This is a genomic window from Ensifer adhaerens, assembly GCF_000697965.2.
Classification (GTDB): Bacteria; Pseudomonadota; Alphaproteobacteria; order Rhizobiales; family Rhizobiaceae; genus Ensifer; species Ensifer adhaerens.
Map to the genome: position 1 here is coordinate 1,488,871 of NZ_CP015881.1, position 15,067 is coordinate 1,503,937.

The 15,067-nt window shown below is 61.1% G+C and carries 15 protein-coding genes and 1 riboswitch; of the genes, 12 read left to right on the forward strand and 3 right to left on the reverse strand.

Annotation, left to right across the window (positions count from 1 at the left end):
* Positions 1-239 precede the first annotated feature (239 nt).
* From FA04_RS26390 to FA04_RS26410, 5 genes are all read left to right on the forward strand, one after another.
* Positions 240-1,328: an ABC transporter ATP-binding protein gene (locus FA04_RS26390; protein WP_034805571.1), complete on the forward strand. Its 1,089-nt coding sequence runs from the start codon at positions 240-242 to the stop codon at positions 1,326-1,328.
* Positions 1,329-1,361: 33 nt separating this feature from the next.
* A complete protein-coding gene (locus tag FA04_RS26395; RefSeq protein WP_034805570.1) occupies positions 1,362-2,660 on the forward strand; it encodes an ABC transporter substrate-binding protein in 1,299 nt (432 codons plus the stop codon).
* 234 nt (positions 2,661-2,894) lie between these two features.
* Positions 2,895-3,809, forward strand: a complete 915-nt coding sequence (locus FA04_RS26400; protein WP_034805568.1) for an ABC transporter permease — start codon at positions 2,895-2,897, stop codon at positions 3,807-3,809.
* A gap of 1 nt (position 3,810) precedes the next feature.
* Positions 3,811-4,632 (forward strand): ABC transporter permease, encoded by an 822-nt coding sequence (locus FA04_RS26405; RefSeq protein ID WP_034805566.1) that lies wholly within the window; start codon positions 3,811-3,813, stop codon positions 4,630-4,632.
* A 5-nt stretch (positions 4,633-4,637) separates the two neighbouring features.
* Positions 4,638-5,375, forward strand: a complete 738-nt coding sequence (locus tag FA04_RS26410; protein WP_034805563.1) for an aspartate/glutamate racemase family protein — start codon at positions 4,638-4,640, stop codon at positions 5,373-5,375.
* Here the strand turns inward: FA04_RS26410 and FA04_RS26415 are convergent.
* Entirely contained in the window at positions 5,333-6,271 is a 939-nt protein-coding gene (locus tag FA04_RS26415) for a LysR substrate-binding domain-containing protein (protein ID WP_051659705.1), read from the reverse strand. The genes FA04_RS26410 and FA04_RS26415 overlap by 43 nt on opposite strands.
* A gap of 63 nt (positions 6,272-6,334) precedes the next feature.
* Between FA04_RS26415 and FA04_RS26420 the strand changes: the two genes are divergently transcribed.
* The 5 genes from FA04_RS26420 (at position 6,335) to nrdF (ending at position 11,397) form a co-directional block, all read left to right on the forward strand.
* A complete protein-coding gene (locus FA04_RS26420; protein WP_159415772.1) occupies positions 6,335-6,715 on the forward strand; it encodes a hypothetical protein in 381 nt (126 codons plus the stop codon).
* A gap of 254 nt (positions 6,716-6,969) precedes the next feature.
* Positions 6,970-7,195: riboswitch (cobalamin riboswitch) on the forward strand.
* A gap of 387 nt (positions 7,196-7,582) precedes the next feature.
* The gene (gene nrdH / locus FA04_RS26425; RefSeq protein ID WP_034805557.1) at positions 7,583-7,804 is read left to right on the forward strand and encodes a glutaredoxin-like protein NrdH; all 222 of its coding nucleotides are present in this window, start codon (positions 7,583-7,585) and stop codon (positions 7,802-7,804) included.
* A 12-nt stretch (positions 7,805-7,816) separates the two neighbouring features.
* A complete protein-coding gene (gene nrdI, locus FA04_RS26430) occupies positions 7,817-8,233 on the forward strand; it encodes a class Ib ribonucleoside-diphosphate reductase assembly flavoprotein NrdI (RefSeq protein WP_034805554.1) in 417 nt (138 codons plus the stop codon).
* The gene (nrdE, locus tag FA04_RS26435) at positions 8,203-10,356 is read left to right on the forward strand and encodes a class 1b ribonucleoside-diphosphate reductase subunit alpha (protein WP_034805552.1); all 2,154 of its coding nucleotides are present in this window, start codon (positions 8,203-8,205) and stop codon (positions 10,354-10,356) included. Before nrdI ends, nrdE begins: the two co-directional genes overlap by 31 nt.
* Positions 10,357-10,422: 66 nt before the next feature.
* Complete coding sequence (nrdF, locus tag FA04_RS26440; protein ID WP_034805549.1) at positions 10,423-11,397, forward strand: class 1b ribonucleoside-diphosphate reductase subunit beta; 975 nt, start codon at positions 10,423-10,425, stop codon at positions 11,395-11,397.
* Between the two features lie 82 nt (positions 11,398-11,479).
* On the opposite strand, the gene FA04_RS26445 is transcribed toward nrdF, so the two are convergent.
* The gene (locus FA04_RS26445) at positions 11,480-12,676 is read right to left on the reverse strand and encodes a multidrug effflux MFS transporter (RefSeq protein ID WP_034805538.1); all 1,197 of its coding nucleotides are present in this window, start codon (positions 12,674-12,676) and stop codon (positions 11,480-11,482) included.
* A 189-nt stretch (positions 12,677-12,865) separates the two neighbouring features.
* Between FA04_RS26445 and FA04_RS26450 the strand changes: the two genes are divergently transcribed.
* Positions 12,866-13,534: a TetR/AcrR family transcriptional regulator gene (locus FA04_RS26450; RefSeq protein WP_051659704.1), complete on the forward strand. Its 669-nt coding sequence runs from the start codon at positions 12,866-12,868 to the stop codon at positions 13,532-13,534.
* A 30-nt stretch (positions 13,535-13,564) separates the two neighbouring features.
* On the opposite strand, the gene FA04_RS26455 is transcribed toward FA04_RS26450, so the two are convergent.
* On the reverse strand, positions 13,565-13,849 hold the full coding sequence (locus FA04_RS26455; RefSeq protein ID WP_034805532.1) for an acylphosphatase: 285 nt from the start codon (positions 13,847-13,849) through the stop codon (positions 13,565-13,567).
* Between the two features lie 259 nt (positions 13,850-14,108).
* On the opposite strand from FA04_RS26455, the gene FA04_RS26460 reads away from it, so the two are divergent.
* Positions 14,109-14,999: a substrate-binding domain-containing protein gene (locus FA04_RS26460; protein WP_034805529.1), complete on the forward strand. Its 891-nt coding sequence runs from the start codon at positions 14,109-14,111 to the stop codon at positions 14,997-14,999.
* Positions 15,000-15,067: the final 68 nt, after the last annotated feature.

Genomic DNA, 15,067 nt, shown 5'->3' on the forward strand with positions numbered 1-15,067 from the left:
TCGCCCTTGCCCACCCCGGTGGAGCCGCCGCGATCGTTGTGCTCAAAATTTTACGTTATCGTATACAATAATTTGCGCATATTGACGACAAAAAGCCCAAATCATGGGCAGTCGCCCTACGCCGTGAACGACACAATCCGGCACAAAAAACGGCCATTCTCGCTATAAAACATAGCCTTAGGCACGACGATCGAATTTGGCACGATTGATGCTTCTTCTTGTTGCAAGGAGAAAGCCTCATGTCGAAAGCCGCAGAGATCGATATCGTTTCCGTTTCCAAGATGTATGGCGCGACCACGGCCGTGCATTCCATCAGCCTGAAGATCCCTGCCGGCAGCTACTGTTGCTTCCTTGGCCCGTCCGGCTGCGGCAAAACTTCGACGCTGCGTATGATCGCCGGCCATGAGAGCATTTCCTCAGGCGATCTCAGGCTCGGCAATATCGTCGTCACGGATTTTCCGCCGGCCAGGCGCAGCACGGCGATGATGTTTCAGTCCTATGCGCTCTTCCCTCATCTCGACCTCATCGACAACGTCGCCTTCAGCCTGAAGATGAAGGGCGTCACCCGTGACATCAGACGCGCCAAGGCGCTCGACATACTGAAGCTGATGCAGATGGAGGCCTACGGCACCAGGCGCCCGGCCCAGCTTTCCGGAGGCCAGCAGCAGCGCGTGGCGCTTGCCCGCGCGCTGATCACCGAGCCGGAGGCGCTGTTGCTCGACGAGCCACTCTCGGCGCTCGACCCGTTCCTGAAGATCCGCATGCGCGCCGAACTGAAGAAGCTGCAGAAGACACTCGGCATCACCTTCGTACACGTCACCCACAGCCAGGAAGAGGCAATGGCGCTCGCCGATCTGATCGTCGTCATGAACAACGGCCGGATTGAGCAGGCGGCAGCACCCCGCACGGTGTTCGAGCGGCCGGCCACCGCCTTCGTCGCCCGCTTCATGGGCGACCACAACGTTCTCTCCGGAAAAGTCCGGGCGATCAGCGACAACGTCGTCGAAATGGAGACGGCCGGGGGCCAGGTCTTTACGGTGCGCGATATCGCCCAGCAGGTGGGTCGGCCGATAGACATCGGCATCCGCACCGATCGCGTGCGGCTCGCCCCGCCCAGTGAGAAGGGCCTCGGCTTCCAGGCGGTGGTCTCCAACATCGAATATCGCGGCGCCTCGGTGAAGCTCACCGCCACCGGCGCCGGCAGCGACGACTTCACGGTGATCGTCAGCGACGCCGACCATTTCAGGAAGCCGGTCGCGGTCGGCGACGCGGTGTCGCTGAGTTGGACCCTGGAGGACGTCGTCCCCCTCGGCCAACTTTCCGCATGAGCTAATCAACCATCACAAGAAGGGGAACTGCACATGACGACTGAAACCAAGACCGAGAAACCTGCGAGCGGCCTAACACGGCGTTCGCTGCTCAAGACCGGCGTTGCTGCCGTCGGCGCGATCGCCGGATCCGGTGTGATCACCGGCTTCCCAACGATCTGGGCGCAAAATCCAATCACGCTGCGGCAGTTCGGCACCGGCGTTTCAAACATCAACGCGATCGCCGAGAAGTGTAAGCAAGACCTCGGCATCACGCTGGAGATGACGGCGACCGATTCCGACGCCGCCGCGCAGCGGGCGGTAACGCAGCCCGATTCCTACGACATCGCCGACATCGAATACTGGATCGCCAAGAAGGTCTTCCCAGCCGGCGTGATACAGCCGATGGACGTCAAGAAGATCAAGTACTTCGACAAGATTGTGCCGCTGTTCATAGACGGCAAGCTGAAGCCCGAAAGCGTCGTCGCGCAAGGCACCGCGCCGCACACCGTTGGATTTGTTGACGCCCAGGATTCCAAGACCTTCGCCAAGTCGCCGACCGACTGGATGACCCTGATCCCGACGATCTACAACGCCGACACGCTCGGCATTCGCCCCGATCTCGTCGGCCGCGAAATCTCGACCTGGGCCGACATCATGGACCCGGCCTTCAAGGGAAAGACCGCGATCCTCAACATCCCCTCGATCGGCATAATGGATGCGGCAATGATCATGGAGGCGATGGGTAACATCAAATATGCCGATAAAGGCAACATGACCATGGACGAGATCGACAAGACGATCGAGTTCCTGATCAAGGCCAAGCAGGACGGCCAGTTCCGTGCCTTCTGGAAATCCTTCGACGAGAGCGTCAACCTGATGGCCTCTGGCGAAGTCGTCATCCAGTCCATGTGGTCGCCGGCCGTCGCCGCCGTGCGCTCCAAGGGCATTGCCTGCAAGTACCAGCCGCTGAAGGAAGGCTATCGCGCCTGGGGCGGCGGACTCGGCCTTGCCGCCCATCTTCAGGGCGCGCAGCTCGATGCGGCCTACGAATACATCAATTGGTATCTGTCGGGCTGGGTCGGCGCCTATCTCAACCGCCAAGGCTACTATTCCGCCGCGATGGAAACCGCCAAGGGTTTCATGTCCGAGGACGAGTGGGGCTATTGGGTGGAGGGCAAGCCCGCCAAGGGCGACATCCTCTCGCCGGAGGGCAAGGTGATGGAAAAGGCCGGCGCCGTCCGCGACGGCGGATCGTTCGAACAGCGCATGGGTAAAGTTGCCTGCTGGAACTCGGTCATGGACGAGGACCGTTACATGATCAAGCGCTGGAACGAATTCATCGCGGCGTAGTCGCAGGCACGGGTACGACTGCGCCCGCAGCGGTCTTGCCCCTCACCCTAACCCTCTCCCCGCTCGCGCGGAGAGGGGACGTGCCACACCTGCGGTCCAGATGTTTGTGAGGCGGTGCGGCATATCCCTTCTCCCGCCTGCGGGGAGAAGGTGCCGGCAGGCGGACTAGGGGCAATCCCTCACCGCGCGGATAAGGGGCACCCCCTCGTCCAAAAATCGAAGAGAGGACCAACAATGGCGACAATAGCCACTTCGCAGTCAGGGGAGATCGGAACAGAGACGGCGCCCCGTCGCCCCGCCATTCCCCGCGCGCTTGCCTCCTACATCCAGGCGCTGCCGCTGACGCTGATCCTCGGCTTCTTCTTCGTGTTGCCCATCCTGACGATCGTCGTCGTCAGCTTCTGGGATTATGATTTTGCCGGTCTCTACCCGGACTTCCTGACGATGAACTACGCCGACACGCTTGGCTCCTGGGTGACGTGGAAGACCTATCTCAACACGCTGAAATTCACCGTTCTCGTCTGGGCACTGACCCTCGCGATCGGCTTCTGGGTAGCGTATTTCCTCGCATTCCATGTTCGTACCACCACCATGCAGATGGTGCTCTTCCTCGTCTGCACCGTGCCGTTCCTGACGTCGAACATCATCCGCATGATTTCCTGGATCCCGGTGCTCGGCCGCAACGGTCTTGTGAACTCTGCCCTGATCGAGCTCGGCCTCATCCCACAGCCGATCGAGTGGCTGCTCTATTCCGATTTTGCCGTGGTGCTCGCCATGGTCCATCTCAACACGCTGTTCATGGTGACGCCGATCTTCAACACGCTGATGCGCATCGACCGATCGTTGATCGAAGCGGCCCGAGACTGCGGCGCCTCCGGCTTCCAGATCCTCTGGAACGTCATTCTGCCGCTCGCCAAGCCCGGCATCGCCATCGGCTCGATCTTTGTCGTCACCCTCGTCATGGCGGATTTCTCGACCGTGCAGGTCATGTCCGGCGGCCAGAGCGCCTCGGTGGCGCTGATGATGAAGAACCAGATGTCGCTCTTGCAGTATCCGGCCGCCGCCGCCAACGCGGTGGTTCTTCTGATCGTCGTTCTCCTGATGGTCGCCGCCATCCTACGCGTCGTAGACATTCGCAAGGAGCTTTGACATGCCTCACGAGAAACGCGGCAAGGAATTCTACCTGCTTGCAGCCTTCTTCACCCTGTTCGTGCTGTTCCTCTACGGCCCGCTCTCGGCGGTGCTGATCCTCGCCTTCCAGGGGCCGGACGGCGGTCTCACTTTTCCGCTGAACGGCGTCTCCGTGCACTGGTTCTACAATCTGTTCGAAAGGCAGGCGGTCGGTGATTTCGGCGCTTCGTTCCGCCGGTCCTTCACGCTGGGGCTGATGGTCATGGTGGTCAATGTCGTCGTCGCCCTGCTTGCGGGCCTCGCCTTCCGCCGGCGCTTCCGCGGCGCGACCGCGCTGTTCTATCTGACTGTCGCCAGTCTCGTGGTGCCGTCGATCATCATCTCGCTCGGCATCGGCGTCGTCTTCCAGCAGTTCGGCCTGAAACCCGGCTGGTATTCCTCCGGCTTCGGCGCGCATCTGACCTGGACGCTGCCCTTCGGCGTGCTCATCATGTTTGCGGTCTTCAACCGGTTTTCGCCGGCCTATGAAGAGGCCGCTCGCGATCTCGGCGCGACGGCGTGGCAGACCTTTCGCCATGTGCTTTTGCCGATGATCGCCCCGAGCCTGATCGGCGTCGGTCTCTTCGGCTTCACGCTCTCCTATGACGAGTTCGCCCGCACGCTGATGACATCAGGCAGCTACAACACCCTGCCGCTCGAGATCTACGGCATGACGACGAACGTGACGACGCCGGTACTTTATGCGCTCGGCACGGTCACAACCCTCTTCTCCTTCACCATCATCCTAGTCGCGCTGGCTGTCATACTGATGCTGCGGCGCCGCCAGGCAAAGCTGAGCTAGGACCAATGCGCATTCTGATCGTCAATCCCAACACCACCGCCTCGATGACCTCAAAGGCAGCGACTGCTGCGCGGGCGGTCGCCGAACCCCACACGGAAATCCTCGCCCGCACATCGAAATCCGGTCCGGTCTCGATCGAAGGGCATTATGACGGTGCGATTGCGCTTCCGGGCCTGCTCGCGGAGATCCGTGACGGCGAAGCCGCGGGCGCGGACGCCGCCGTCATCGCCTGCTTCGACGATACGGGGCTTGAGGCGGCGCGCGCGCTAGCCCGCATGCCGGTGGTGGGCTTATGCGAATCCGCTGTCGCAACCGCAGCCATGGTGGCGCAGCGCTTCACCGTCGTGACGACGCTGGAACGTTCGCGGGTGCTGATCGAAAACCTGACCCGGCACTACGGCATGGCGGGCCGGGCGAAGGTGCGCGCCGCCGATATTCCCGTGCTTGAACTGGAGGACAAGTCCTCGAACGCCCTTGCCAAGCTGCGGAGCGAGATCGAACTGGCGCTTCATCAGGACGGCGCCGAGGCAATCGTGCTCGGTTGCGCCGGCATGGCGGATCTCGCCCGCATGCTCCAGGCCGACTACGGCGTGCCGGTCATCGACGGCGTGTCGGCCGCGGTCAAGCAGGCGGAAGCACTGGTGTCGCAGGGGCTTTCGACGAGCAAGCGCGGCTCCTACGCAGCCCCGCTCAGCAAATCCTATTCCGGCTTGGTGAGCGCGCTTGCGCTGCCCCCTGGATGAAGCGACCTTGACACCTCCATCACGGTGGCAAGCATCGCATTCGACGCATCGGCTTCGGCAACGACCCAGTCGCGAAAAGCCTGGATCTTCTTCTGCCGCCTGGTGCTTTGCGGATAGACGAGCCAATAGGCGCGGCCGTCGCGCACCACGTGCTCGAACGGCCGGATGAGCCTGCCGCTCTTCAGTTCATCCATCAGGAAGGTTGAGACGGCAATCGCAATGCCGTGATCCGCCAGGATTGTGGCGACATCCATCGCCTGGACGTCGAAGATCAATTCGGTGCCGTTGCTTGCCGGCGGTTCGACGCCGGTTTCGATCATCCATCGCCGCCACCAGCTGGCGTTGCCGAAACGCCGGACCCTCAGAACGTCGGCGGGCTCCTTGAGCTGGTGCTTCTCCAGGAAGGAGGGCGTGCAGACAGGCACGTAATCGAGCGGAAACAAAGGAAAGACATCGTTGCCCGGCCAGTCGCCGGCGCCGCTGCGCACCGCGAGATCGACGGCGTCGCGCTTGAAGTCGACCAGCTCGGTCGACATGTGCACCCTGATGCTGATATTGGGATGCGCGGTCTGAAACGAGGCGAGGCGCTGGCCGAGCCAGCTCGAAACGACGGTCGGGAGCACGGAGATGTGCAGGTGATGCTCGGTCTTGTCGGCGATCTCCGAGAAGGCTGCCCCTAAGAGATCGATCGCTTCGGTCACCTTCGGCGCCAACTGCCGCCCGGCGCCAGTCAATCGCATCTCGCGCGGAAGCCGGACGAACAGCGGCGCGCCGATGCGATCTTCCAACAGCCGGATCTGATAGCTGACGGCCGCCTGCGTCATGCTGAGCTCTTCGGCGGCGCGGGTGAAACTCAGGTGCCTGGCGGCGGCCTCAAAAGCGCGCACCGCACTCATGGGAGGAATCTTGCTCATGGAACTGAGATAAGCATTCTTTATGCCAGCATGCGAGAAATCGCTTTGCGCGAAACGGCAAAAACCCTCACTTTTTTCGCGAACACACGACCTTTTAGAGAAGTGAGGATAGCAATGCTTAGCGCAATGCGATCAACGATTTACTATGTTCTGAACTGGGCCGATAAGACCCTCAGCCCCTCCGTTGCCATCGATACCTTCAACGAGTTCCAGCTCCGGGATATCGGCTTGACGCGGGACCAGGAGCACATTCGCCCGCGCATCGGCGATACAGCCGATCCGTGGCACTGGCCCAAGGAAGAGGCCTCATCCGTGCCGCAAACCTCGGCAGGCTGCAAGGGCGCGAGCAAGCCACGGGCCATGGCAGTCTCGCCGCGTGCGCAACCGGGCAAAAACAAGGACGTCAGCATCCTGCTCTGCGATTGAGCGAGTGCCGAGACGCGACGGGCCTGGATCGCCTAGTGCAGCATCCGGCCCGCGTGATGGCTCCATCGAAATTTCTCCCCAAAACCCTGCGAGCGCTGCGGCGCTTGTTGCCGTTTCGGCGGCGAGACGAAGCCCCCGACGGAGAGCCGGTTCAAAGCGCCGTTTACTCTCCGTTATCCACACTGCAAAAGAAAAGACCCTCCGCACGGGCCGTCCGGCACCTCACACCTATTGACGTAGATTTGCGATGAACTACTATATCTAGTGTTCGAGGTTCTTCCGATTCGCAAGGATTGGGAGCTAAGACGGGAATACGGTGCGCCGGCGGGTTTCCGCTGAGGCTATGCCGTAGCTGCCCCCGCAACTGTAGACGGCGAGCGACTGTCCGGATTTGGACCACTGAGGCATGAGGCCTCGGGAAGGTCGGGATGGAAGCTTTGACCCGTAAGCCAGGAGACCTGCCTCGATCACCAAACGTCCACGGGCGGGGTGTCCGGAGGGGTTGAGTGCGTGGCAGGATGAGCCTGCCCGATCGTCTCGACGTCTCCCCGGCAGCCCGTCGAAATCTTCGGGGTGAAGTCATGCCAGTTTCTTCCAGTTCAGATCCACCTTCTGCGGACGGGTGCGCGTTGTTGCGCGCCTGATTGAAAGGCCGCGCCTTGAAAACCCGCATCCGCGGAATTCCTGAGCGCCCCACCAAAACGAGCCGGCCCGGTTGCGTAACCGACCTTGGGCCAGCTTGACGACGTCAACTCCGGTCGAGTCGACCGGGGAGCGATGTTTCGTGTCCAATCGCCAACACCACGGTTCGCGTTCGCGCGATCCGACGACTTTTTGCGCCCATTTGCCAGACCCTACGAGGAACCCATGTCGATCACCGTCTACAGCAAACCAGCCTGCGTCCAATGCACCGCCACAACCCGTGCGCTCGACCGCCAAGGCATCGATTATCGCATCGTCGATATCTCCGAGGATTCCGATGCATTCGCGCTGGTGCAGGGTCTTGGCTATCGGCAGGTCCCGGTCGTCGTCGCCGGCGAGCGGCATTGGGCGGGTTTCCGCCCGGACATGATCAGCGCGCTTTCCTGAAGGACGCGGGCGATGGGCCTGATCGTCTATTTTTCCAGTCGCTCGGAAAACACCCATCGCTTCGTCGAAAAGCTCGGCCATCGCGCCGCACGCATACCGCTCAGGGAAGGTAAAGACACACTTACGGTCGCAGAGCCCTATGTGCTGATCGTGCCGACCTATTGCGGCGACGATGGCCGCGGGGCGGTGCCGAAGCAGGTCATCCACTTCTTGAACGACGCGGGCAACCGCTCTCACATCCGCGGCGTGATCGCAGCGGGCAACAGCAATTTCGGCGCGACCTACGGGATCGCCGGCGACGTGATTTCGGCCAAGTGCCGGGTACCCTATCTCTACCGGTTCGAGCTGCTCGGGACCGACGAGGACGTCGCCAATGTCAAAAACGGGATGGAACGATTTTGGACGTCACGACACTCGAACGCCCCTTGAAGGCGACGGAAGCAGCGCTCGACTATCATGCGCTGAACGCAATGCTGAACCTCTATGACGAAGAGGGACGGATCCAGCTCGACAAGGATCGGCAGGCGGCGAAACAGTACTTCCTCCAGCACGTCAACCAGAACACGGTGTTCTTCCATAACCTCCGGGAAAAACTCGATTATCTGGTGACCGAGGGCTATTACGAGCAGGAAGTGCTGGACCAGTATTCCTTCAACTTCGTGCGCGATCTCTACGATCATGCCTATTCAAAGAAGTTCCGCTTTCCGACCTTCCTCGGGGCGTTCAAATACTACACGTCCTATACGCTGAAGACCTTCGACGGAAAGCGCTACCTGGAGCGCTACGAAGACCGTGTCTGCATGGTGGCGATGGCCTTGGCGCGCGGCAACGAAGGGCTTGCCCGCGATCTCGTCGACGAGATCATCTCCGGCCGCTTCCAGCCGGCAACGCCGACTTTCCTCAACGCCGGCAAGAAGAGCCGCGGCGAGCTCGTCTCCTGCTTTTTGCTCCGGATCGAGGACAACATGGAGAGTATCGGCCGCGCCATCAATTCGGCGCTGCAGCTTTCCAAGCGCGGTGGCGGCGTGGCGCTGTCGCTCACCAACATCCGCGAGATGGGCGCGCCGATCAAGCAGATCGAGAACCAGTCATCCGGCGTCATCCCGGTCATGAAGCTGCTCGAAGACAGTTTCTCTTACGCCAACCAACTGGGCGCGCGCCAGGGAGCCGGTGCTGTCTACCTGCACGCCCACCACCCCGACATCATGCGCTTCCTCGATACCAAGCGCGAAAACGCCGACGAGAAGATCCGCATCAAGACGCTGTCGCTCGGCGTCGTCATCCCCGACATCACCTTCGAGCTCGCCCGCAACAACGAGGACATGTATCTGTTCTCACCCTATGACGTGGAGCAGGTCTATGGCGTGCCCCTCACCGAGATTTCGGTGACCGAGAAGTACCGCGAGATGGTCGAGGATGCCCGCATCCGCAAGCGCAAGATCAAGGCGCGCGACTTCTTCCAGATCATCGCCGAGATCCAGTTCGAGAGCGGTTATCCCTACATCATGTTCGAGGACACGGTGAACCGGGCAAACCCGATCGCCGGGCGCATCACCATGAGCAATCTCTGCTCGGAAATCCTGCAGGTGAGCGAAGCGAGCGAGTTCAACGACGACCTCTCCTACAAGCACATGGGCAAGGACATCTCCTGCAATCTCGGTTCGCTGAACATTGCCGCTGCCATGGACAGCCCGGATTTTGGCCAGACGATCGAAACCTCGATCCGCGCCCTCACCGCCGTCTCCGAAATGAGCCACATCTCGTCCGTGCCCTCGATCGAAAAGGGCAACGACGACAGCCACGCGATCGGCCTCGGGCAGATGAACCTGCACGGCTATCTCGCCCGCGAGCGCATTTATTATGGCTCCGAGGAAGGCATCGATTTCACCAACATCTATTTCTACACGGTGACCTATCACGCCATCCGCGCGTCGAACCGGCTGGCGGTCGAGAAGGGCAAGAGCTTCGCCGGCTTCGAAAACTCGAAATACGCGTCGGGTGACTATTTCGACAAATACACCGAGACCGAATGGCTGCCGGCGACCGAAAAGGTGAAGGGCCTGTTCGAGGAAGCCGGCATCTCCATCCCGACGCAGGAAGACTGGCTGGAGTTGAAACGGGCGGTGATAGCTGGCGGCCTCTACAACCAGAACCTCCAGGCCGTGCCGCCGACGGGCTCGATCTCCTACATCAACCACTCCACTTCCTCGATCCACCCGATCGTCTCGAAGATCGAGATCCGCAAGGAAGGCAAGATCGGCCGCGTCTACTATCCGGCCGCCTTCATGACCAACGACAATCTCGAATATTACCAGGACGCCTACGAGATCGGGCCGGAGAAGATCATCGACACCTATGCGGCCGCCACCCAGCACGTCGACCAGGGCCTGTCGCTGACCCTGTTCTTCCGCGACACGGCAACGACCCGCGACATCAACCGTGCTCAGATCCATGCCTGGAAGAAGGGCATCAAGACCATCTACTACATCCGCCTTCGGCAGATGGCGCTCGAGGGTACGCAGGTCCAGGGCTGCGTTTCCTGCGCGCTGTAACCTCGCATTCCAGTAACGGCCCCTCACCGCGCGATGAGGCATACACGATCACAAAGGTTCAACGACATGAACATGCACACCAAACCCGCAAGCCGCATCCGCGCCATCAACTGGAACCGCATCGAAGACGACAAGGACCTGGAGGTCTGGAACCGTCTGACCGGCAATTTCTGGCTGCCGGAGAAGGTGCCGCTTTCCAACGACATTCCCTCCTGGGCAACGCTGAAGCCGGAGGAGCAGACACTCACCATCCGCGTCTTCACCGGCCTCACCTTGCTCGACACGATCCAGAACGGCGTCGGCGCCGTCCGACTGATGGAAGATGCGACCACCCCACATGAGGAGGCGGTGCTTTCCAACATCTCCTTCATGGAGGCGGTGCATGCCCGCTCCTATTCCTCGATCTTCTCGACGCTCTGCCTGACACCCGATGTCGATGACGCCTATCGCTGGTCGGAAGAGAACGAGTTCCTGCAGAAGAAGTCCGCGCTGATCATGGCGGAGTATGCCTCCGGCGATCCCCTGAAGAAGAAGGTCGCGAGCGTCTTTCTCGAAAGCTTCCTGTTCTATTCCGGCTTCTATCTGCCGATGTACTGGTCGAGCCGCGCCAAGCTCACCAACACCGCCGACATGATCCGGCTGATCATTCGCGACGAGGCGGTGCACGGCTATTACATCGGCTACAAGTTCCAGCGCGCGCTGGAGCGCTTGAGCGAGGAACGCCGCCAGGAGATCAAGGTTTTCGCCTTCGACTTGCTGCTCGAACTCTACGACAACGAAGCGAAATACACCGAGGCGCTCTATGACGGCGTCGGCCTGACCGAAGACGTGAAGAAGTTCCTGCACTACAACGCCAACAAGGCGCTGATGAACCTCGGCTACGAGGCGCTGTTTCCGGCGGAAGCCTGCAAGGTCAACCCGGCCATTCTCTCGGCGCTTTCGCCGAATGCCGACGAGAACCACGACTTCTTCTCCGGTTCCGGTTCGTCCTACGTTATCGGCAAGGCTGTGGCGACCGAGGACGAGGACTGGAATTTTTAAGGACGGTCCATTCGGTCATACCTGACAACAAAAGGCCGGCGAGGACATCCTCGCCGGCCTTTTGGTTCAGCAATAGCAGCGCCTACTCTGCCGCGACCACCCGGCTGCGGCCGATCGTTGCTTGCGTCAGCAGGAAGGCGGCAAGGGCGCAAGCGGCGATCGCGCCGGCCATCGGCAGGGCCGTTCCGTCGAAGAAGATAGTCGCAACCACCATGGCGACGGCGGCGGTGACGAAGTGCAGCGTACCCATCAGTGCCGAGGCCGTGCCGGCGATCTCGCCGTGGTCTTCAAGCGCCAGCACCGCCGAGGTCGGGATAACCAGGCCGAGCACGCCATAGCCGACGAAGAGGAACGCGGCCATGACAGGCAACTGGTTGAAACCGAGGCTCATGACGATGAACATCGTGACCGTGGTCAGCGCGAACGCGCCGACGGCAAGATGCATGACCCGCACCAGACCGAAGCGCTCGCCGAGCCAGCCGGTCGCCTGCGACACAGCGAAGAACGACACGGCATTGATCGAAAAGGCGATGCTGTACTCAGTCGGCGTCAGCCCATAATGGTCGATCAGCACGAAGGGCGAATTGGCGAGATAGACCAGGAACCCGGAAATGCCGAGGCCGCCGATGAAGGTGAGCGTCAGGAAATTGCGGTCGGAGAGAAGCAGGCGATAGGCGGCAAGCGCACTTGCGATACTGCTGTCGGCACGATCCTTCTTCGGCCGGGTTTCCTGCAATTGCGTCGAGAGCAGGATCAGGCCGATGAAGGCGGCGATGGTCACCGCATAGAACACGCCGCGCCAACCGTAGAAGCCGATGACGGCGCTGCCGGCAAGCGGCGCCAGGATCGGCGAAACGCTGAAGACCAGCATCAGCATCGACATCAGCCGCGCGGCCTGGACGCCCGTGTGCATGTCGCGCACCACGGCGCGCGGAATGACCATGCCGGCGGCACCGCCGATCCCTTGCAGGAAGCGGAAAGCGATCAGGGTTTCGATGTCGGTCGAAAGCGCGCAGCCGATGCTGGCGACGGTGAAGAGGCCGATGCCGAGATAGAGCGGCGCCTTGCGGCCCCAGATATCGGAGAGGGGCCCATAGACAAGCTGCGAGATGGCAAAGGAGATGAAGAACGCCAGCAGGCTGAACTGCACCACGCCGTTTTCGGCCGTCAGGTCCTTGCCGATTGACGGCAAGGCCGGCAGGTACATGTCGATTGCAAAGGGGCCGATCGCCGAGATCAGGCCGAGCACGATCGCCGTGCGGAGGAAGGACGTTGTCATGGCAATGAACTTTCAGAAATCGCGGCGCCGAAATCGCTGCCGCCCGGATTGAAACTCAAAGACATCGTCGTGCCAGGATCGAACGTTGGGGATACGCATCCTGCGCTGACTATTCCGTCCATTAATTTGGACATACGTGTAAAATTAGACAGCATTGTCTAAATCGTCAATGGCGCCTATCTTCGGTCCATGAAGAAATTTGATTTGGCCTCGGCTGACGCTCGCCCCCAGAAAGGGCAATTCGCGAAACGCCTTTCGATCCTGGAGGCCGCGGCCGATGTTTTCTGTCGGGAAGGCTTTTCCGGCGCCAGCATCGACGAGATCGCCGTCGCGGCGGGTGTCTCGCGTCAGACCATCTACAATCACTACCGCGAGAAAGAGACGCTATTCATGGCGGTGATCCAGGACATCATGGATCGCGTGAACGGCGTGCTTTTCTCCATCCTCGCGACCTTTCCCGAAAACGCCGACAACCTCGAGGAAGACCTGGCCGAATTTGCCGTGCGCCTCAACAAGAACTGCAATTGCAACCAGGACGCCAAGTTCATCCAGAAGCTGATCTCGACCGAGGGCAACCGCTATCCGCATCTCTTCCAGTTCTGGCGGGAGCAAGGACCCGGCAAGACCGATCGGGCGCTGGCGGCGCTGTTTGCGCGCCTTGCCCACATCGCACCGCTCGACATCGACGATTTCGACCTCGCGGCGCGCCAGTTCATCGCACTGATCAAGGCCGACCTGCAGATGGGTGGGCTGTTCGGTGAAACGCCGAGCGAAGCAGAGCTGGAGATCAGCGCCCGCAGGGCGGTGAAGACGTTCCTGCGCGCCTATGGCCGGCCGTCAACGGTTTCGGCAGCCTAACGCCAACCGGCGCTAAAAACCAATCCCGGCCTATTTGGTGATGCGAAAGTCACCGACGTGCTCAGGCGGCTCGACAAATTCGGCAACCACCTTTGAAACCCATGCCGCCGGCGGCCCGTCATGCAGGCGCTCGAGCATGAGGGTGACCGCGTCCTCCGGGCCGCTGATCAAGGCGGCTACCGACCCGTCCGCCTCGTTTCGAACCCATCCCACCAGACCGAGCTTGCGCGCCTCGTCACGCGTCCAGACCCTGAAGCTGACGCCTTGCACCCGCCCAAGAATGCGGACCAACGCCGTCTTGCCGGTCTCAGCCATGGCTCGTCTCCTTTGCCGTTTGTCATGAAATCTGGCGCAAGGCTGCGGAAAGACAAGCCACCCGCAAAAGGACTGAAAGGACGACCGCTGCAACCTAAAAATTTCCACACTGCGCTCCCAATATTTTGTTCGTGTATTTTTAAAAGTTGACGCGCGAAAAGTTTTATGATTTTTACGGCCTCACCAAGACGGCGGTGGGAGGGCCTCGCCAGCTTGGCTGAGACACAAGAAGGCCCGCGCCGTTTCCAGGGAGGAAACCATGAACATGTCCCGCATTCTGAAATCTCTCGTCGCCGGCACGGCGCTGTCGCTCCTTGCCTCCTCGGCTTTTGCCGACGGCATCGGCGCGTCGCTTCTGACCCAGCAGCACCCGTTCTACATCGAGCTCGCCGACGCGATGAAAGCCGAGGCTGAAGCCAAGAACGTCAAGCTCGAGGTCTCGATCGCCAACCAGGATCTGAACAAGCAGCTCGCCGATGTCGAAGACTTCATCGTCAAGGGCGTCGACGTCATCGTCATCTCGCCGGTCGACAGCCAGGGCGTGCGCGCTGCGATCGAAAAAGCCGAGAAGGCCGGCATCAAGGTGATCACCGTCGACGTTCCGGCAAATGGCGCGACCGTCACCTCGCATATCGGCACCGACAACTTCACCGGCGGCGTCAAGGCCGGCGAGCTGATGGCCAAGGTTCTCGACAACAAGGGCAAGGTCGCCGTCATCGACTATCCGACGGTCCAGTCGGTGGTAAACCGTGTCAACGGCTTCAAGGAAGCGATCGCCAAGCATCCGGACATGGAAATCGTCGCGATCCAGACCGGCATCACCCGCGCCGAAGCATTGGCCGCCGCCCAGAACATGCTGCAGGCCAATCCTGATATCACCGGCATCTTCGGCTTCGGCGACGATGCCGCCCTTGCCGCTGCCGTTGCGGTCAAGGCTGCGGGTCTCGAATCCCAGGTCAAGGTCATCGGCTTCGACGGCATGAAGGAAGCGCGCGACGCCGTCGACACGAACCCTGTCATGGTCGGCGTCATCCAACAGTTCCCGGACCAGATGGGCAAGCAGGCGGTCGACACCGCCGTCAAGGTTGCCGCCGGCGAGACCGTGCCGGCCGAACAGCCGATCGTCCCCGGCGTCTACACCGCGAAGTAAGTCCTCCCAGGACAGCCGCCGCCTCACCTCAGGGGCGGCGGCAACCCATCAGGGTCCGTTTCCGTCCT

Bases quoted from the DNA above. Each gene is read 5' to 3' on its own strand.
- FA04_RS26455 (WP_034805532.1), bottom strand. From the start codon at position 13,849: ATGGCTGAGACCGGCAAGACGGCGTTGGTCCGCATTCTTGGGCGGGTG.
- FA04_RS26410 (WP_034805563.1), top strand. From the start codon at position 4,638: ATGCGCATTCTGATCGTCAATCCCAACACCACCGCCTCGATGACCTCA.
- FA04_RS26395 (WP_034805570.1), top strand. From the start codon at position 1,362: ATGACGACTGAAACCAAGACCGAGAAACCTGCGAGCGGCCTAACACGG.
- nrdI (WP_034805554.1), top strand. From the start codon at position 7,817: ATGGGCCTGATCGTCTATTTTTCCAGTCGCTCGGAAAACACCCATCGC.
- FA04_RS26450 (WP_051659704.1), top strand. From the start codon at position 12,866: ATGAAGAAATTTGATTTGGCCTCGGCTGACGCTCGCCCCCAGAAAGGG.
- nrdF (WP_034805549.1), top strand. From the start codon at position 10,423: ATGAACATGCACACCAAACCCGCAAGCCGCATCCGCGCCATCAACTGG.
- FA04_RS26405 (WP_034805566.1), top strand. From the start codon at position 3,811: ATGCCTCACGAGAAACGCGGCAAGGAATTCTACCTGCTTGCAGCCTTC.
- FA04_RS26400 (WP_034805568.1), top strand. From the start codon at position 2,895: ATGGCGACAATAGCCACTTCGCAGTCAGGGGAGATCGGAACAGAGACG.
- FA04_RS26445 (WP_034805538.1), bottom strand. From the start codon at position 12,676: ATGACAACGTCCTTCCTCCGCACGGCGATCGTGCTCGGCCTGATCTCG.
- FA04_RS26460 (WP_034805529.1), top strand. From the start codon at position 14,109: ATGAACATGTCCCGCATTCTGAAATCTCTCGTCGCCGGCACGGCGCTG.
- FA04_RS26390 (WP_034805571.1), top strand. From the start codon at position 240: ATGTCGAAAGCCGCAGAGATCGATATCGTTTCCGTTTCCAAGATGTAT.
- FA04_RS26415 (WP_051659705.1), bottom strand. From the start codon at position 6,271: ATGAGTGCGGTGCGCGCTTTTGAGGCCGCCGCCAGGCACCTGAGTTTC.
- nrdH (WP_034805557.1), top strand. From the start codon at position 7,583: ATGTCGATCACCGTCTACAGCAAACCAGCCTGCGTCCAATGCACCGCC.